The sequence below is a fragment of the Modicisalibacter ilicicola DSM 19980 genome (assembly GCF_900128925.1).
Classification (GTDB): Bacteria; Pseudomonadota; Gammaproteobacteria; order Pseudomonadales; family Halomonadaceae; genus Modicisalibacter; species Modicisalibacter ilicicola.
The window spans coordinates 56041-73806 of record NZ_FQUJ01000013.1 but is presented as its reverse complement, the minus strand read 5'-3'; the positions used below and the strand labels follow the sequence as shown (position 1 = coordinate 73806).

15 protein-coding genes are annotated in these 17766 nt (G+C 65.3%); 8 read left to right on the top strand and 7 right to left on the bottom strand.

Going from position 1 to position 17766, the window contains the following annotated elements:
• Positions 1–154: 154 nt before the first annotated feature.
• The 7 genes from BUA41_RS14190 to tldD all read left to right on the top strand — a co-directional run bounded on the left by BUA41_RS14190 (position 155) and on the right by tldD (position 10139).
• Positions 155–1192, top strand: coding sequence for a rod shape-determining protein (locus tag BUA41_RS14190; protein ID WP_072824016.1), 1038 nt, complete (start codon positions 155–157; stop codon positions 1190–1192).
• Positions 1193–1256: 64 nt separating this feature from the next.
• Positions 1257–2168 (top strand): rod shape-determining protein MreC, encoded by a 912-nt coding sequence (gene mreC / locus BUA41_RS14185; protein ID WP_281247853.1) that lies wholly within the window; start codon positions 1257–1259, stop codon positions 2166–2168.
• Positions 2165–2653: a rod shape-determining protein MreD gene (mreD, locus tag BUA41_RS14180; RefSeq protein WP_072824012.1), complete on the top strand. Its 489-nt coding sequence runs from the start codon at positions 2165–2167 to the stop codon at positions 2651–2653. The genes mreC and mreD overlap by 4 nt, the downstream gene beginning before the upstream one ends.
• Positions 2653–3252, top strand: a complete 600-nt coding sequence (locus BUA41_RS14175) for a Maf family protein (protein WP_072824010.1) — start codon at positions 2653–2655, stop codon at positions 3250–3252. Before mreD ends, BUA41_RS14175 begins: the two co-directional genes overlap by 1 nt.
• A gap of 107 nt (positions 3253–3359) precedes the next feature.
• Positions 3360–4823, top strand: a complete 1464-nt coding sequence (rng, locus tag BUA41_RS14170) for a ribonuclease G (RefSeq protein WP_072824008.1) — start codon at positions 3360–3362, stop codon at positions 4821–4823.
• A 4-nt stretch (positions 4824–4827) separates the two neighbouring features.
• Complete coding sequence (locus BUA41_RS14165; RefSeq protein WP_072824006.1) at positions 4828–8688, top strand: YhdP family phospholipid transporter; 3861 nt, start codon at positions 4828–4830, stop codon at positions 8686–8688.
• Positions 8685–10139, top strand: a complete 1455-nt coding sequence (tldD, locus tag BUA41_RS14160) for a metalloprotease TldD (RefSeq protein WP_072824004.1) — start codon at positions 8685–8687, stop codon at positions 10137–10139. The genes BUA41_RS14165 and tldD overlap by 4 nt, the downstream gene beginning before the upstream one ends.
• A gap of 342 nt (positions 10140–10481) precedes the next feature.
• Here the strand turns inward: tldD and yjgA are convergent, their stop codons facing one another.
• Complete coding sequence (yjgA, locus tag BUA41_RS14155) at positions 10482–10988, bottom strand: ribosome biogenesis factor YjgA (RefSeq protein ID WP_072824002.1); 507 nt, start codon at positions 10986–10988, stop codon at positions 10482–10484.
• Positions 10989–11054: 66 nt separating this feature from the next.
• On the opposite strand from yjgA, the gene pmbA reads away from it, so the two are divergent.
• Entirely contained in the window at positions 11055–12395 is a 1341-nt protein-coding gene (gene pmbA / locus BUA41_RS14150) for a metalloprotease PmbA (protein WP_072824000.1), read from the top strand.
• Positions 12396–12450: 55 nt separating this feature from the next.
• Here the strand turns inward: pmbA and mgtE are convergent, their stop codons facing one another.
• The 6 genes from mgtE to BUA41_RS14120 form a co-directional block, all read right to left on the bottom strand.
• A complete protein-coding gene (gene mgtE / locus BUA41_RS14145) occupies positions 12451–13806 on the bottom strand; it encodes a magnesium transporter (protein WP_072823998.1) in 1356 nt (451 codons plus the stop codon).
• A gap of 134 nt (positions 13807–13940) precedes the next feature.
• Positions 13941–14210 (bottom strand): HPr family phosphocarrier protein, encoded by a 270-nt coding sequence (locus BUA41_RS14140; protein WP_072823996.1) that lies wholly within the window; start codon positions 14208–14210, stop codon positions 13941–13943.
• Positions 14192–15088 carry an RNase adapter RapZ gene (gene rapZ, locus BUA41_RS14135; protein WP_072823994.1) on the bottom strand — a complete coding sequence of 299 codons (897 nt, stop codon included), beginning with the start codon at positions 15086–15088 and terminating at the stop codon, positions 14192–14194. Before rapZ ends, BUA41_RS14140 begins: the two co-directional genes overlap by 19 nt.
• Before the next feature lie 221 nt (positions 15089–15309).
• Entirely contained in the window at positions 15310–15807 is a 498-nt protein-coding gene (ptsN, locus tag BUA41_RS14130) for a PTS IIA-like nitrogen regulatory protein PtsN (RefSeq protein WP_072823992.1), read from the bottom strand.
• A gap of 8 nt (positions 15808–15815) precedes the next feature.
• On the bottom strand, positions 15816–16124 hold the full coding sequence (hpf, locus tag BUA41_RS14125; RefSeq protein WP_072823990.1) for a ribosome hibernation-promoting factor, HPF/YfiA family: 309 nt from the start codon (positions 16122–16124) through the stop codon (positions 15816–15818).
• Positions 16125–16264: 140 nt separating this feature from the next.
• On the bottom strand, positions 16265–17686 hold the full coding sequence (locus tag BUA41_RS14120) for an RNA polymerase factor sigma-54 (RefSeq protein ID WP_072823988.1): 1422 nt from the start codon (positions 17684–17686) through the stop codon (positions 16265–16267).
• Positions 17687–17766: the final 80 nt, after the last annotated feature.

Sequence of the window (17766 nt, the reverse complement as noted above, 5' to 3'; positions counted from 1 at the left end):
CTGTTGAATCCATGGGACTGTGGGGGATGGGCAGGGCGCCCAATGTAGTGAAATAGACGCAAAATGTACCATAACTCCTCGCTTGCCGCGCTCCCCCCGCGATGATAACGTTTGCGCCTGCACAGGGGCTCCGGTGACTAGGTGAAAGACTTTCATGTTTAAACGTTTAAGGGGGCTGTTCTCCAGCGATCTGTCGATCGACCTGGGGACGGCCAACACGCTGATCTACGTACGCGGCCGGGGCATCGTCCTGGACGAACCCTCGGTGGTGGCCATACGCCAGTCGGGCAGCAACCGCTCGGTGGCTGCCGTGGGCATGGACGCCAAGCGCATGCTGGGCCGCACCCCCGGAAACATCACCGCGATTCGTCCCATGAAGGACGGCGTGATCGCCGATTTCACCGTGACCGAGCAGATGCTGCAGCACTTCATCCGCAAGGTTCACCAGAGTACCTTCCTGACGCCGAGCCCGCGGGTGCTGGTCTGCGTGCCCTGCATGTCGACCCAGGTGGAGCGTCGTGCCATCAAGGAGTCCGCCGAGGGCGCCGGTGCCCGCGAGGTGTTCCTGATCGAGGAGCCGATGGCGGCGGCGATCGGGGCGGGGTTGCCGGTGGAGGAGGCCCAGGGGTCGATGGTCGTCGATATCGGCGGCGGAACTTCCGAGATCGCGATCATCTCGCTCAATGGCGTGGTCTATTCCGAGTCGATTCGCATCGGTGGCGACCGCTTCGACGAGGCGATCACCGCCTACGTGCGTCGCCACTATGGCAGCCTGATCGGCGAGGCTACCGCCGAGCGCATCAAGGAAGAGATCGGTTGTGCCTACCCGGGTGGCGAACTGCGCGAGATCGACGTGCGAGGCCGCAACCTGGCCGAGGGCATCCCGCGCAGCTTCACCCTCAATTCCCATGAGATCCTCGATGCCCTGCAGGACCCCCTGGCCTCGATCGTCTCAGCGATCAAGAATGCCCTGGAGCAGTCTCCCCCGGAGCTGGCCTCGGACATCGCCGAGCGCGGCCTGGTGCTGACCGGTGGCGGGGCGCTGCTCCGGGATATCGACAAGCTGATCGCCGAAGAGACCGGGTTGCCGGTCATCGTTGCCGAGGACCCGCTGACCTGCGTGGCGCGCGGTGGCGGCAAGGCGCTCGAGATGATCGACCGGCAGACCTTCGAACTGGTTGCCAGCGACTGAATTCCGCGAGCACGGACGATGACCGATCATCGCCCGTGCTCATCGGCCTGCGGGAGGAAGGTCTATCAAACCGCTGTTCTCTCATGGGCCCGCGTCGGGCTATCGCATGTTGCTGTGCGCCATCGTCGCCTTTGCCTTGATGTTTGCCGAGCAGCGTTTGCCACGAATGGCCGAGTTGCGTGCGCATCTCACGACGATCGTCGCGCCTGTCCAGTGGGTGGTCAGCCTGCCCAGCGAGACGATTTCCTGGGCAGCTCTGGTGCTCTCGGACCAGCGCCAGCTGATCGACGAAAATCGCAAGCTGCGCGAACAGTTGCTCAAGCTTTCACGTCGTGTCCAGCGCATGGCCAGCCTGACGGCAGAGAACGTTCGGCTTCGTGAACTGCTCGACGCCGCCCAGCGCGACGACATCCCCTACATCACGGCCCAGTTGCTGTCGCTGGATTCCGACCCCTTCACCCACCAGATGGTCATCGACCGCGGGCGTGTCGACGGTGCCTATGACGGCCAGCCGGTCATGGACGCCTCGGGCCTGATCGGCCAGGTCATGTCGGTTTCCGCCTACACCAGTCGCGTGCTGATGCTGGCCGATGCCAGTCATGCGGTGCCGGTTCAGGTCAACCGCAACGGCCTGCGCTTCGTCGTCCAGGGCACCGGCCGTTACGATCAGCTCGTCGTCTTGCATGTGCCCGACACCGCGGACATCCGCGAGGGCGATCTGCTGGTCACCTCGGGGCTTGCCGGTCGCTTTCCCGAGGGGTACCCGGTGGCCAGGGTCGCCGAGGTGATCCACGATCCTGGCGAACCCTTCGCCCAGGTCACTGCCAGGCCCGTCTCCCAGCCGGAGCGTTCGCGCCATTTCCTGCTGCTGTTTCCTCCGCCTCCGCCCAGCGTGTCGGAGGCCGCCCTCGAGGCCGCCGTTCGCGCCGGTGGCGGCGAGATACTGCCCGAGGCGTCGACGGGAGAGATGCCATGACGCTGGCTTCACCCCGGGGACTGCTGCTGATCTGGTTGAGCCTGCTGCTGGCACTGTGCCTGCAGGTCATGCCGTTGCCCGATGCCTGGCTGATCTGGCGTCCCGAGTGGCTGGGACTGATGCTGATCTACTGGTGCGTGGCTGCACCTCAGCGCGTCGGCGTCTTTCACGGCTTCCTGCTGGGGCTGCTGCTGGATCTGATCGAGGGCTCGCCACTCGGGCAGAACGCTCTGGTCTTTTCATTGCTGGCCTATCTCTCGTTGATGGTCTATCAGCGCATGCGCGCCTACGCACTGGTTCAGCAGGCCGTGCTGGTGTTGGTATTGCTGGGGATAGCCCAGCTGATCGAACAGTGGCTGCGGACCATGTTCGGGCCATTCTCCATCAACCTGGCCTTTCTGCTCTCCGCCTTGATCGGTGCCGCGTTGTGGCCCTGGCTGTTTACCATGCTGCAGGCGCTGCGACGCCGCCTGGAGATCGGCTGATGGCTGAAACAGACTCGCCCATGTTGCGCCTGGCATCCGCTTCGCCACGCCGTCGCGAGCTGCTGGCTTCCATCGGCCTGTTGGCCGAGGTAAGGCCGGTGGACGTCGACGAGACCCCGCTGGCTGGCGAATCGGCCGGCGCCTACGTGCTTCGCCTGGCGCGCCGCAAGGCCCAGGTCGGTGCGGTCGGGACGCGGTTGCCGACCCTGGGCTCGGATACTGCCGTCGTGCTGGATGGCCGTATCCTGGGCAAGCCGGTAAGCCGCGGGCATGCCAGGGAAATGCTCGAGGCCCTGTCGGGCCGGGTGCATGAGGTGATGACGGCGGTGGCGGTGAGCGGGCCGCAAGGCATGCTCGATACCTGCGTGGTCACGCGTGTGGCCATGCGCCCCATCGAGTCGCACGAGATCGACGCCTACTGGGCGACCGGCGAACCCGCGGACAAGGCCGGTGGTTATGCCATTCAGGGACGCGCCGCGATCTTCGTCGAACGCCTCGAGGGCAGCCATTCGGCGGTAGTCGGCCTGCCGCTGTTCGAGACGGCCCGGCTGCTCGCACGGCAGGGCGTCTCCTGCTGGTCGGCGGGTGCGCCATCCTAGGAGGTACCCGAGGCGTCATCGGCGTCGCGCGGGTGCCTTTCGGGCAGAGCCCAAAGCGCTAAGGCTATGTCATAATCGTTTTACGCCCCAGCGATAAGGATCCCCGCATGAGCGGTGAAGTATTGATCAACTTGACGCCCATGGAGACCCGGGTGGCCGTCGTCGAGAACGGCGTACTGCAGGAAGCCTTCATCGAGCGAAGCCGCCGGCGGGGCATCGTGGGCAATATCTACAAGGGCAAGGTGGCCCGGGTGCTGCCGGGCATGCAGGCGGCCTTCGTCGATATCGGTCTGGATCGGGCCGCGTTCATCCACGCCCAGGAGGTCATGCCGCCCAACACGCCCAACGACGAGCAGGTCTCTATCAGCCAGTTGCTCCACGAGGGGCAGCCACTGGTGGTGCAGGTGACCAAGGACCCGATCGGGTCCAAGGGCGCGCGGTTGACCACTCACCTCTCGGTACCCTCACGCTACCTCGTCTACATGCCCGACTCGCCGCACACCGGGGTGTCGCAGCGCATCGAGGATGACGGCGAGCGCGAACGCCTGCGTTCGCTGGTCGAGGCGTGCCTCGGCGAGCTCGATCAGGAGGCGCCCGGTGGCTTCATCATTCGTACCGCCGCCGAAGGCGTGGGCAAGGAGGAGTTGACCACGGACATGCAGTTCCTGCTGCGTCTGTGGCGCAAGGTCGGCGAACGGCGCTTCGATGCTCCGGCGCCGAGCTGCATCTACGACGATCTGCCCCTGTTCATCCGCACCTTGCGCGATCTGATGCGCGACGACATCGAGAAGGTGCGCATCGATTCCCGGGAGAACTTCCACAAGCTGATGGCCTTTGCCGAGGAGTTCATGCCCGGCATGGCCGAACGCATCGAGTACTACCCTGGCGAGCGGCCGATCTTCGACCTGTTCAGCGTCGAGGACGAGATACTCAAGGCGCTGGGACGCAAGGTGCAGTTGAAGTCCGGGGGCTACCTGGTCATCGATCCCACCGAGGCAATGACCACCATCGATGTCAATACCGGCGGGTATGTCGGGCATCGCAATCTCGAAGAGACGATCTTCAAGACCAATCTCGAGGCGGCCACCGCCATCGCCCGGCAACTGCGCCTGCGCAACCTGGGCGGTATCATCATCATCGACTTCATCGACATGGAAGATCTCGAACACCAGCGCCAGGTGTTGCGGGTGCTCGAGAAGGCCCTGGAACGCGACCACGCCAAGAACAAGCTGACCGGTGTCACCGAGCTGGGGCTCGTGCAGCTGACCCGCAAGCGTACCCGGGAGAGCCTCGAACAGATCCTCTGCGAGCCCTGCCCGACCTGCCAGGGCAGAGGCACCCTCAAGACGCCGGAAACCGTTTGCTACGAGATCTTTCGCGAGATCCTGCGCGAAGAGCGTGCCTACAGCCCCGATACCTACATGGTGCTGGCCTCCCAGGCCGTGGTCGATCGCCTGCTCGACGAGGAGTCCTCGGCGGTGGCGGACCTGGAGATCTTCATCGGCAAGACCATTCGTTTCCAGGTCGAGGCGCATTACTCCCAGGAGCAGTACGACATCGTGCTGATGTAGCCCTATGAGCGCGTACCGTATTATCCTGCGCTGGGCATTGACGCTGGTCGCGGTGGGGCTCGTGCTTGTGGCCCTGCTGTCGGGTGGCCTGCGCCTGGCGATCAGTCAGATCGACCTGCTGCGCGGCGAGCTGAACGAGCGGCTGACGCGCCAGTTCGATGCCACGATGCAGCTGGGCGAGCTGCAGGGAAGCGTTCATGGCCTCGACCCGGCCCTGGCGATCGACGACCTGCACTTGGCATCGCACATCCGCCCAGGCTCTGTCCCGCTTCTGGACATCGAACACGCTCGGGCGCGACTCGATGTCCTGGCCTCGCTGCGTGCCGGCTATCCGGTACTCGCCGACACGCGCATCAGCAGGGCGACGCTGCACCTCTATCAGGATGACAGTGGCCGCTGGAGGTGGCCGGAACCGGCCGACATGCCCTCGGAACTGGTTCCCGAGACCGATTTCGAGATCGAGACGGTGGATGCCGCGGTCGGCGTATTGCTGCGCCAGCAGGCGGTCGTGGACGACCTGCGCCTGGCGTTGCACGGCATCGATGGCGAGGTGACCCTGGTTGCGCCCCGGGTGCTGATGACCGGCGATGGCAAGCGTGCTCACCTGGAGGGGGAGCTGTTCGTCGAGGGGGAGCAAGCACGGGCCATCGAGACGGTCCTCGAGGTCCTGCCCGGGCAGCGGGGGCTCGAGGATTTCAATGCCGCGCTGCGGGCACGGGCCGACCTGAGCGTGCTGTCGCGTCTGGGCGCTGTGTTGACCGGCCAGCAGGCCGCGCAGGTGGACAGCATCAGTGGCGAGGCAGAACTCTGGGGGCGGTGGCACGCCGGGCGCCTGGAGGACGTACGCGCCACCCTCGGCATCGACCGGCTGGCCCTGAACGGCAGCGGCGATCCCCTGGTGCTCAACGATATCGCCGCGAAGGCACAGTGGCTTCGCGGCGAAAGGGATGACTGGCAAGCCTGGATCAACTCCCTGTCCATGACCGACGACCAGGGTGAGCCCTCGCCGTTGCCGGAGCGCCTGCATGCCGAGGGAGACAACCAGGGCTGGCAGCTGAACAGCACCGCTTTCGATCTGGGGCTGCTGTCGCGCTGGATGCAGCGTCTGCCGCTTCCCGAGGCGTTGCAGCGCACCCTTGACACGCTCTCGCCCGAGGGTCGCGTCAGCGGACTGGCGTTTGGCTGGCGCGATGGGCAGTGGCAGGCTCGGGCGGCATTGCAGGGCGCGGCCGTGTCGCCCTGGAAAGGCGCGCCCGGAGGCGGCCCGCTGGATGCCTGGGTGCAAGCGCAGGATGGCCAGGGTAGTGTACGTTTTCGAGGGCTGGCAGACATGACGCTCGCCTTCCCCGAGGTTTTTGCAGATCCTCTGGAACTGTCCGAGGCGCGAGGTGAGGTCGACTGGGTCCTGGACGAAGGCAGGTTGAGTGTCGGCGGCGAGGACCTGAATCTCACCTGGCGGGACGCCCGCGTCGAGGGTGGCTTTCGCTTCGTCTCGCCGCGTCGGGCGCCGCCGGAGCTGGAGTTGAGCCTCGACTTCCGGGATGTGAATGCGATCGATACCCCCCTGGTGGCGTGGCTGCCGGTCAAGGTGCTCGATGCCGAGTTGCTCGAATGGCTGTCGGGAGGCATCGCCGGGCGGGTACCGCAAGGTAGCTTCTATCTGCGCCAGACCCTGGACGACGATCCCGGCCAGGGCAGTGGCGAAGCAGGTCAGGACGCCAGCGTCGACGATGACGAGCCCTTCACCGGTGAACTGCGGCTGGCCCTGCAGGTCGAAGAAGGGCGGCTGCCCTACGATCCCGAGTGGCCGGCCCTGGAGAATGTCGGCGGCGAGCTGACCCTGCACGATGAAAGCCTCCGGGCCTCGGTGACGCATGCCGAGACCCACGGCCTGGTCAGCGAAGGAGGCGAGGTCTCCCTGGAGGATGAACGCTTGACCGTCCAGGCGCCGGTCGGTGGCTCGACCCAGGCGCTGCTCGACTTTCTTGCCGCCAGCCCGATCGAGGGAAGTGACGTCTTCGCCCAATGGCGCAGTGACGGTCGTGTCGACGGTCGAGTGGATCTGGGCGTACCCATGAGCGATACCGATGCCCTGGAACTGGAAGTCGCGGCGCGGGTCGATGCGCCGCAACTGACGTTCTCCGAGGTCGATCTTAGCCTGGGCAATCTCAACGGCGATCTGCGCTATCGACATGCGTCCGGGGACGATTTCCTGACCGGTACCCTGGGGGCCCGTGCCTTCGAGGGCCCCTTGCTGGCCGACTTCGATGTCGGGGGCGACGGCATCGTGCTGGAAGGCCGCGCCCTGGCCCGCGGGTTGTTGCAATGGGCCGGTATGAGCGAGCTGGAGAGCCTGCTGAGCGGCTACTTTCCCTACACCGCGAGGCTGGACCTCGCGGGCGAACGGCCGCGACTGAGCATCGACAGCAATCTTCAGGGGTTGGGCATCCAGTTGCCCGCCCCCTTCGGCAAGCGCCAGGCTGAAGGCGTTGCACTGCAGGTCGACACGATCCCGGGGCAGCGCCTGAGTGTGGTGGTCGCCGACCGGATGCGCCTGGGCTGGCGCAGCCTCGACCAAGACTCGAGCCAGGGGCAGGTCTGGCTGGAGCGTTGGCCCGAGACCCTTCGATGGCCGAATGGCGCCGGTTGGCAGTTCGTCTGGCAGACGCCGCGTATCGACATCGAACGGTGGCAGTCGGCGCTTGCCGGACTCGGGGCATTCGATGGCGATCAGAGTACCGCGCCGAGAGAAAGCCTGCCCTCGCTGCGTAATGTGCAGATCGACACCCAGTGCCTGCTCCTGGAGCAACGCTGCCTGGGGTCGTTGCAGGCAGCGTTGCAGCCGCAACCCCAGGGCTGGCGATTCGACCTGGGTGGAAGCCTGGTCGAGGGGCGGGGCGAGTATCGGCCCGGACAGGCCCAGTCGCTCTCCTTGTCGCTGACGCGCCTGGCCCTGGACAGCCTGATCGAGGAGACGCCGCCGACGTCGCCGGAACTGGCCGAAGAGATCGCCACCACACCCGATGCCGTGCCCCTGCCGAGCACATTGAGCCTGGTGCCCGATGGGCGGATCACGATCGACCGCATCCTGCGCAAGGGACGGGAACTGGGCCCCCTGTCGGCGCAATGGGAAGCGTCCTCGCAGCGCTTGAACGTGGCACCGCTCTCCCTGAGGTTGGGTGAGGTGGAGGTCGGAGGGGAACTGACCTGGGAATCGGCAGGGCCTCAGGCGAGTCTCACCCGCTCCCGCATCGCCCTGACCGGGGGGGATATCGGGACGCTGTTCGAGTCCCTCGATCAGCCGGTGGCGCTGCGCAGCGAAGAGACCGATGTCCGCACCCAGCTCGCCTGGCCGGGCGCACCCTGGCAATTCGCTCTGGAGCGCTCCCGGGGCAACATCGGGGCGACGCTGCGGGATGGCCGTTTTTTGACCCTGGACTCGTCCTCGGCGAAACTCATCGGTCTGCTCAACATCGACAATCTGCTGCGGCGCTTGCGCCTCGACTTCACCGATGTGACCGGACGCGGCACCGCTTTCGACAGTGTGCAGGGCGACGCGACCCTGTACGATGGACGCTTGGAAACGCGCGGGCCCGTTGAAATCGACGGTCCCTCCACCCAGTTCAGCCTCGATGGCAGCGTGGACCTGATTCATCGCCAACTGGACCTGTCGCTGGGAGTGACCGTGCCGATCAGCCAGAACCTGCCGTTGGCGGCAGTGCTCATCGGCGCTCCCTACGTGGGAGGCGCCCTGTTCCTGGCCGACAAGATGTTCGGCGGCTGGATCGACAAGGTCACGCGAATCTACTATCGCGTGCAGGGCTCCTGGGCCTCGCCGCGAATCACCGTGGAAAATGCCGAATGACGCAATTGACGCAATCGCCTCTCGACGAGGCCATCGCCACCCTCCTGACCCCGGGCGGTCTGGATGCCGGGGCGCTGGACCCCGGGCTGGATCATGCACTGGGCGCGGGTATCGACTACGCCGACCTCTACTTTCAGCGCAGCTGGCACGAGAGCTGGGTGCTGGAGGACGGCGAGGTCAAGGACGCCAGCTACAACATCGATGGCGGCGTCGGTGTGCGTGCCCTGGCCGGGGAAAAGACCGGCTTCGCCTACTCCAACCAGATTACCGCCGAGGCCCTGGCCGAGACCGGACGCACCGCTTCCGGCATCGCGCGCAGCGGCGCACGTCTTAACGGCCAGCCGGTGCATGCCGCCGCGGCGCCGCTCCGCTATGCCGGCGTCGACCCCCTTTCTGGCCTGACCGCCGAGGAGAAGATCGCCCTGCTCAAGCAGGCCGATCGCATCGCCCGGTCGGCGGACCCGTCGGTTTCCCAGGTGACCGCTTCGCTCACCGGGGTCCACGAAGTCGTGCTGGTGCGGGCCAGCGACGGCACCCTGGCGGCGGACATTCGCCCCCTGGTGCGCTTCAACGTCAGCGTGATCGCGGCCAGGAACGGGCGCCGCGAACGCGGCAGCGCCGGCGGCGGCGGACGCTATGCCATGTCGCGCCTGCGCGACGAGAACGTCGCCGAACGCTTTGCCAGGGAGGCGGTGCGCCAGGCACTGGTCAACCTCGAGGCCGTCGACGCCCCCGCCGGTCAGATGCCCGTGGTCCTGGGCCCCGGCTGGCCGGGCATCCTGCTGCACGAGGCGGTAGGCCACGGCCTGGAAGGCGACTTCAACCGCAAGCAGAGTTCCGCCTTCGCCGGACGCATGGGCCAGCGGGTCGCGGCGCCCGGCGTCACCGTGGTCGACGACGCCACCCTGGCGGATCGCCGGGGCTCCATGACCATCGACGACGAGGGCACCCCGGGGGCCTACACGCCCCTGATCGAGGACGGCATCCTCGTCGGCTACATGCAGGACAAGCTGAACGCCCGGCTGATGGACATGGCGCCCACCGGCAACGCGCGCCGCGAATCCTACGCGCACATGCCGATGCCGCGCATGACCAACACCTACATGCTGGCCGGCCAGGACGACCCCGAAGAGATTCTCAAGAGCGTCAAGCGCGGTCTCTACGCGGTGAGCTTCGGCGGTGGCCAGGTGGACATCACCTCGGGCAAGTTCGTGTTCTCGGCCAGCGAGGCGTATCTGATCGAGGACGGGCGCATCACCGCGCCGGTCAAGGGCGCCACCCTGATCGGCAACGGCCCCGAGGCGATGGGCCGGGTCTCGATGATCGGCCACGACATGGAACTGGATACCGGCATCGGAGTGTGCGGCAAGGAAGGCCAGGGGGTGCCGGTGGGGGTCGGTCAGCCGACGTTGAAGTTGGATGAGCTGACCGTCGGCGGCACCCAGTCCTGAGCATGAAGCGGCTGCGCTCGCTGAAGCGAGCCCCCACGGGGGGCATGCCCATGGGGTTGGTGGGAGCCCGATTTATCGGGCGATTGCCGATCAACCCTCGCTCGCTGAAGCGAGCTCCCACGAGGGAACATGGCCGTGGGGGTGGTGGGAGCCCGATTTATCGGGCGATTGCCGATCAACCCTCGCTCGCTGAAGCGAGCTCCCACGAGGGAACATGGCCGTGGGGGTGGTGGGAGCCCGATTTATCGGGCGATTGCCGATTAACCCTCGCTCACTGAAGCGAGTTCCCACGGGGGAACATGGCCATTATTCCACGGGTTGTGAAAGGAGTTTCAAAGGTTCTTACATACCGGCGGTGTCGCGAATGAGCTTGAACAACTTGCGCGCATTGGTCGGCGGCTTGCCGCGCTGACGCTCGCTGCGGGCATTGCGGATCAGCTGGCGTAGCGCCTGGCGGTCCACATCCGGGTAGTCGGCGATGAAGGCTTCCAGGTCGTCGCTGTCGCCGTCGATGAGTCGGTCACGCCATTTTTCCAGACGATGGAAGGCGTGATCGCGGCGCAGTTTCTCGCGCTCGAATTCATCGAAGGCCGTCTGGATGCCGTCGATATCCTCGCGGCGCATCAGCTTGCCGACGTATTGCATGTGGCGGCGGCGACCTTCGTGAGAGCGGATGCGCGAGGTTTCCTCGACGGCCGCCAACATGTCGTCCGAGAGGGGCAGGCGGGCACGCTGCGCCTCGGACAAGGCGATGATTCGTTCACCCAGGGCTTGCAGGGCCTGCATCTCCTGCTTGCGCTGGGTCTTGCTTGGCCGACCTTCCGGGTCGGCGGATGATTCGAATGACATGCCATTACCATCAGCATTGGGAGGAGGGCGCAGTATACCAGCCCGCCTCGCTACAAGGAGACCAACATGACTCAGGCTTTCGATGCCGCCGCCCAGCAGGCGCTGCTGGAGACTCGGGTCGCCGCTGCCCTGGAGCAGGCGCGCAAGCTCGGGGCCGATGCCTGCGAGGTGGGGGCCAGCGTCGATCAGGGAACCGGTGTCAACGTGCGCATGGGCGAAGTGGAGAGTGTCGAGCTGTCCCGTGACCAGGGGATCGCCGTGACGGTCTACGTGGGCCAGCGCAAGGGCAGTGCCTCCTCCTCGGACGCCGGCAAGGACTCGATCCGCGCGGTCGTCGAGAAGGCCATCGCGATCGCCCGCCATACCGGAGAGGACCCGGCCGCCGGCCTGGCAGAGGCACAATTGATGGCGACGGAGTTTCCCGACTTGAAGGTGCACCACCCCTGGCCCTTGTCGACCGACGAGGCGATCGAACTGGCCCTGGCCTGCGAGGGGGCCGGGCGAGCGGTCGAGGGCATCACCAATTCCGATGGTGCCGGGCTGTCCAGTGGCGAGGGAGTGCGCGTCTACGGCAACAGCCACGGTTTTCTGGCGGGCCAGCGCGGCAGCCGCCACTCGCTTTCCTGCATGCTGATCGCCCGGGACGCCCAGGGCATGCAGCGCGACTACGACTACAGCAGCGTGCGCGACCCGGCATACCTGAGTTCGCCGGAAGCCATCGGCCACAGCGCCGCCGAGCGCACCCTGCGTCGTCTGGGCGCAAGACGCCCCGAGACCGGGCGCCTGCCGGTGATGTTCGCGCCGGAACTGGCCAGCGGGCTGGTGGGGCACTTCCTCAACGCCATCGCCGGCGGGGCGCTGTACCGCGAAGCCTCGTTCCTGTGCGACAGCCTCGGCAAGTCGCTGTTCCCGGCGTGGTTCACCCTCATGGAAAAGCCAAGAGAAGTCGGCGGCATGGCGAGCTCGCCCTTCGACAACGACGGGGTCTACACCCGGGACAACGTCTTCGTCGACGAGGGGCGCATCGCCAGCTACATGCTCTCGGCCTACAGCGCCCGACGCCTGGGCATGACCACGACCGGCAATGCCGGCGGGGCGCGCAACCTGCGTATCGATGCCCCGCTCTCGACGCAGGCCGACCTGCTGACGCGGATGGATCGCGGCGTGCTGGTCACCGAGTTGATGGGGCAGGGGGTCAACGGCGTGACCGGCGACTACTCGCGAGGCGCGGCGGGCTTCTGGGTCGAGGAGGGCAGGCTCCAGTACCCGATCGAGGAGTTCACCATCGCCGGCAACCTCGAGGCCATGTTCGCCAACCTGCTGGGGGTGGGTGACGACACCGACACGCGTGGCAGCATCCACACCGGCAGCTGGTTGATCGACGACATGACGGTGGCAGGCAGCTGATCGCCTGCGTGCAACCAGTCAAAATGGCCGCACACTTGTCGCGGCCATTTTTGATTCAAAGATAGAAGTAGGTGGCCAGGCCGAGAAAGGCCATGAAGCCGATGACGTCGGTGACGGTGGTCAGTATCACGCTGCCGGACAGGGCCGGGTCGATCTTCAGCTTCTTCAAAAGCACCGGCAGCAGGGTACCGCAGAGGGCGGCGATCAAGAGGTTGATGACGATGGCCGCGGCGATGATCCCGCCGAGGGTCATGTCGCCGAACCACCACACCGCAATCGCCGCCACGACCAGCGCCCAGAGCACGCCGTTCAGGGCGCCGACGATCAGTTCCCGGTTGAGCAGCCAGCGCACGTTGTTCCCCGATACATGGCCCAGGGCGATGCCGCGGATCAATACGGTCAGGGCCTGGGAGCCGGCGATGCCGCCCATGCTGGCGACGATGGGCATCAGCACCGCCAGGGCGGTGACCTGCTGGATGGTGCCCTCGAACATGCCGATCACCGCGGCGGCCATGAAGGCGGTGATCAGGTTGATGCCCAGCCAGACGGCGCGGCGACGACTGGTGCGCCAGGCCGGCGCGAAGGTGTCTTCTTCCTCGTCGAGGCCCGCCATGCTCATGACCTGATGTTCCGCGTCGCCACGAATCACGTCGACCACGTCGTCGATGGTGATACGCCCGAGAAGGTGGCTTTCGACGCCGACCACCGGGGCCGAGATCAGGTCGAAGCGCTCGAACAGGTTGGCGACATCGGCTTCCTCCATGGTGGCGGGGATCGTCACCATGTCGGTATCCATCACCTCGCGCACCAGCATGGAAGGGTCCGACACCAGCAGGCGGTTGATGGGCAGGCTGCCGATCAGCTTGTCGCCGCGGGTGACCACGAGCAGGCTGTCGGTGGTGTCCGGCAGGCGCTCGTGCCGGCGCAGGTAGCGCAGCACCACGTCCAGGGTGATCTCCGGGCGTATCGTCAGCGTGTCGGTGTTCATCAACCCGCCGGCGGTATCCTCCGGGTAGGAGAGTACCGTCTCCAGGCGCTGGCGCTCCTGGGCCTCCATGGAATCGAGTACTTCGAGGGTGACGGTGTTGGGCAGACGCTGCAGCAGGTCGGCCAGGTCGTCGACATCCAGGCCCTCGGTGGCCGAGACCAGCTGCTGGGCATCCATGCGATTGAGGAACTCGGTCTGGATGTCCTCGCCCAGGTACTGCAACACGTCGCCCTGGAGTTCCGGCTCGATCAGTCCCCAGAGGACGTTGCGCTCCTTGGGTGGCGTCGACTCCAGCAGATGAGCGACATCCACGGGCGCTAGACCGCGATTGAGCATGCGCCGGGCCTGTTCCAGGGCACCGCTTTCCAGGGCGTCATTGAGCCTGGCCAGTTTAGGCTGGAGCTTTTCCGGATTCTTGCTCATGGCAGTCGGCGTCCTTTGTCGTACCGCGGGTTTCGCGCCATTCTAGCATCGCCAGGGAGGGGGGCGAATAAAAGAGAACGCTGTTCGATAAATAAGCGCCCACAACACTGCCATGGGCGAGGAGAGAAGGGGGGTCAGCTATCCTCGTCGAAGCGTGCCTCGAAGAGCGCTTCCAGCGCCGTGAGGACTTCCGCGGCCTGGGGGCCCTCGACCTCGATCAGCAGCACGCTTCCGCAGGGGGCGGCGAGCATCAGCAGCGACATGATGTTGTCCGCCTGGGCGCTGCGACCCTGGTGGTGAATGGTCACCTGGGCGTCAAAGGGCTGGCAGCACTGCACCAGCTTGGTGGCCGCGCGTGCATGCAATCCGCGGCGGTTGGTCAGCGTCAGTTCACGCCGGGCCATTCGTCGCTCCCCACGGCAGTGAGAACGCCCAGCTCGCGGTGACGAAGACGTACCCGAAACTCGCCGGCGAAATGATGGGCCAGCCGCTCGCACAGGTAGACGGAGCGATGCTGGCCGCCGGTGCAGCCGATGGCGACCGTCAGATAGCTGCGATTGCTGGCGACATAGGCCGGCAGCCAACGCTCCAGCCAGCCGCGAATGTCGTCGGCCATCGCGACGACATCGGAATAGCTCTCCAGGAAGGCGACGATCTCGCCGTCACGCCCATCGTACGGGCGCAATTGCGGGTCCCAGTAGGGATTGGGCAGGCAGCGGGCATCGAACACGGTATCGGCGTCCAGCGGTACGCCACGCTTGAATCCGAAGGATTCGAAGGTCAGGGTCAGCTGGTCGCTGGAGTGGTGAGCGACCTGCTTGGCGATGCGCCCGCGAAGGTCGTGAACCGAGAGCTGCGAGGTGTCGATCACCAGGTCGGCCAGGTCACGGATCCGGGCCAGGGCGTGCTCTTCCGACTCGATCGCCTCGGCCAGGGTCATCTGGCTGTCCCGGGTCAAGGGGTGGCGGCGACGCGTCGCCGAGTAGCGCTCGAGCAGGATCTTGTTTTCGGCGGTGAGATAGACCACATGGCAATCGATGCTGCGCATGCGGATTTCCTCGAGCAGCGACGGGAAGCGCTTGAGGGCCGTCGGCAGATTGCGTGCATCGATACTGACCGCGATGTTCGAGCGTCGTGCCTCGTCCTGCTGCAGTTCGTCGATCAAGTCATCGAGCAGCATGGCGGGCAGGTTGTCGATGGCGTAGAACCCCAGGTCCTCCAGCGCCTGCAGGGCGATGGATTTTCCGGAACCGGACCGGCCACTGATGATCACGAGCTGCATGATGGCGCCCCTGTGATTGACTCGAAGCTGTTAGGGAATCACTGCATAAATGCCTACACGAACGAATTGCTGCGTTGCGCGGTGCTAGAAAACTCGCCTAACCCCATGTTATGTCTCGTTTTCTGCGCTCCGTGCGCCTTGCACTTCATTTCGTTCGGCGATTTATTCAGCAATTCCTTAGGGCCAGGATGATTCAAGCCGATGCCGATGATACCTGCGATCTAGGAAGGATTCCCTGCATCACCGTTTTTTGCATCCTCGAGGCCGCGAATGGCGTGGATCAGCGTATCGTAGAGCTGGCTCTGGCTTTCGCTCTTGCGTAGATGCGAGCGAGTCTCGGCATCGTTCATCAGGCTGGCCACCTGGGCAAGCAGCGCCAGATGGGTGTCGTCGGCGGCCTCGGGGACCAGCAGGATGAACATCAGGTCCACGGGCTCGCCATCGATGGCATCGAAGTTGATCGGTTCCTGCAGCTTGAGGAAGCCGGCAACGGGGGCTTTGCAATGGGGGTCCCGCGCATGAGGGATGGCCACGCCGTTCCCGATGCCGGTGCTGCCCAGCTTTTCCCGGCCTATCAGGCGACCGAAGACTTCTTGGCTGTCCAGGCTGGGGGTGTTCTGCGCGATGAAGGTGCTGAAGAATTCCAGCACCCGTTTCTTGCTCCCCCCGGGCACCGCGAAGAGCGCGCGCTCGGGAGGCAGGATGGTTTCCAGAGACATTGGCAAGGTCAGCGAGCGCCGGCGCCCTGGGCGCGGGCCTGGGTTTTTTCCTTGTGCTTGACGAGCTGGCGGTCAAGCTTGTCGGCCAATGCATCAATGGCTGCATACATGTCGCCATTCTCGGCTTCGGCATGCAGGTCGGCACCGGCTGCGTGTAGCGTGCAGGCCGCCTGATGGCGCTCCTTCTCGACCGACAGGGTTACCTGAACGCGCGTGATGTTGTCGTAATGCCGCTCCAGACGCGCGAGTTTCTCGTTCACGTAATCACGCAGTGCGTCGGTCAGTTCGACATGATGGCCAGTGATGTTGACTTGCATGGCACGCTCCTCTTGCTGCAAATGGTCCGAAGATTGTAACCCTTTTTGAAGCTTAGCAAACCCCCGCCGGCACGCTATGTCCGTGCCGGCAGTGGCATTGGTGCGGTCGGACGCGATGACGCGGCGACAGGGGGCGTGGTTCAGGCCAGGCGCTTGCGATCGCTGGAGGAAGGGATGCCCAGCGCCTCCCGATACTTGGCGACGGTACGACGCGCCACTTTGATGCCATCCTCGGCGAGCAGATCGACCAGCTTGCTGTCGGAGAGCGGCTTGCGAGGCGATTCCTCGCCGATCATCTTCTTGAGCCGAGCGCGAATGGCGGTACTGGAGTAGGCGTCTCCCTCGTTTTCCCCGCCACCGACATGGCTCGAGAAGAAGTACTTGAGCTCGAAGACCCCGCGCGGCGTATGGATGAACTTCTGGGTGGTAACCCGGGAGATGGTCGATTCGTGCATCTCCACGATCTGCGCGATGTCCGCCAGGATCAGGGGTTTCATGGCCTCTTCGCCGCGTTCGAGAAAATCGAGCTGGTGGCTCATGATCTCGCGACCCACCCTGAGCAGCGTATCGTTGCGGCTGGACAAGCTTTTCATGAGCCAGCGCGCTTCCTGTAGATGCTGCTTCATGAAGGCATTGTCGCTGCTTCTGTCGGCCCGGCGAATCAGCGCCGCGTAATCCGGCTGGATGCGCAGGCGCGGCAGGGCCTCGGGGTTGAGCTCGATACGCCAGCCCTGGGCGGTGTGGCGGGCGATGAGGTCCGGCGTGACATAACTGTCGCTGTGATGGTCGAACGCCTGGCCCGGGCGTGGGTCGAGGGTGCGAACCAGCGCGATGACGCTGTCCAGCTGGGCATCGTCGAGGCTCAGGCGCCGCTTGAGCATCTTGCGGTCGTTGCCGGCCAAGGCTTCCAGGAACTGACGTACCAGACGCTTGGCCTGGGGCAGCAATGGCGTGTCGTCGTCCAGGGCGCCGAGCTGCAGCAGCAGGCACTCGCGCAGATCCCGGGCCGCGACGCCGGTCGGCTCGAACTGTTGCACACGCAGCAGGATCTGCTCCACTTCGCTGGCCTTGAGGCCGGCAAGCCCCTGGTTCCTGAGGCCATCCGTCAAATCGTCGAGGCTGGCCTCGAGATAGCCCGCCGGCGAGATCGAGTCGATCAGGCTGTCGGCGATCTGACGGCTGCGGGGCGACATGTCGGACATGTCGAGCTGCCATTGGAGATGGTCGCGCAGGCTCAGGCCGATCACGTTGCGCTCGATGTCAGGCCCTTCCTCCCCCCCGGCCCGGCTCGGGGCGACATCCTGATAGGTGTCCGACCATTCGCTGTCGGTCACCAGCTCGTCGGGAATGTCGTTTGCCCACTGCTCCTCGCCGGCTTCGGTCGTGGCCTGTTCGCCATAGGCCTCGTCGAGCTCCAGCATCGGATTGGATTCCAGCGCCTGCTGAATTTCCTGACGCAGGTCGAGCGTGGACAACTGCAATAGCTGGATGGCCTGCTGCAGTTGGGGCGTCATGGTCAGCTGGGTGCCGACACGCAGCTGCAGCGTCGGTTTCATTACCATAATGAACGGAGGTCGCTGTCGTGATTTGAGACCACGTTAGCGTCGCCCGAGGCTGCTTGCAAGCACAAAAAGCAATAATC

What these genes read in the sequence shown, in the direction of transcription:
- BUA41_RS14190 (WP_072824016.1), top strand. Translation starts at nt 155, where the DNA reads ATGTTTAAACGTTTAAGGGGGCTGTTCTCCAGCGATCTGTCGATCGAC.
- mreD (WP_072824012.1), top strand. Translation starts at nt 2,165, where the DNA reads ATGACGCTGGCTTCACCCCGGGGACTGCTGCTGATCTGGTTGAGCCTG.
- BUA41_RS14175 (WP_072824010.1), top strand. Translation starts at nt 2,653, where the DNA reads ATGGCTGAAACAGACTCGCCCATGTTGCGCCTGGCATCCGCTTCGCCA.
- rng (WP_072824008.1), top strand. Translation starts at nt 3,360, where the DNA reads ATGAGCGGTGAAGTATTGATCAACTTGACGCCCATGGAGACCCGGGTG.
- BUA41_RS14165 (WP_072824006.1), top strand. Translation starts at nt 4,828, where the DNA reads ATGAGCGCGTACCGTATTATCCTGCGCTGGGCATTGACGCTGGTCGCG.
- tldD (WP_072824004.1), top strand. Translation starts at nt 8,685, where the DNA reads ATGACGCAATTGACGCAATCGCCTCTCGACGAGGCCATCGCCACCCTC.
- yjgA (WP_072824002.1), bottom strand. Translation starts at nt 10,988, where the DNA reads ATGTCATTCGAATCATCCGCCGACCCGGAAGGTCGGCCAAGCAAGACC.
- pmbA (WP_072824000.1), top strand. Translation starts at nt 11,055, where the DNA reads ATGACTCAGGCTTTCGATGCCGCCGCCCAGCAGGCGCTGCTGGAGACT.
- mgtE (WP_072823998.1), bottom strand. Translation starts at nt 13,806, where the DNA reads ATGAGCAAGAATCCGGAAAAGCTCCAGCCTAAACTGGCCAGGCTCAAT.
- BUA41_RS14140 (WP_072823996.1), bottom strand. Translation starts at nt 14,210, where the DNA reads ATGGCCCGGCGTGAACTGACGCTGACCAACCGCCGCGGATTGCATGCA.
- rapZ (WP_072823994.1), bottom strand. Translation starts at nt 15,088, where the DNA reads ATGCAGCTCGTGATCATCAGTGGCCGGTCCGGTTCCGGAAAATCCATC.
- ptsN (WP_072823992.1), bottom strand. Translation starts at nt 15,807, where the DNA reads ATGTCTCTGGAAACCATCCTGCCTCCCGAGCGCGCGCTCTTCGCGGTG.
- hpf (WP_072823990.1), bottom strand. Translation starts at nt 16,124, where the DNA reads ATGCAAGTCAACATCACTGGCCATCATGTCGAACTGACCGACGCACTG.
- BUA41_RS14120 (WP_072823988.1), bottom strand. Translation starts at nt 17,686, where the DNA reads ATGGTAATGAAACCGACGCTGCAGCTGCGTGTCGGCACCCAGCTGACC.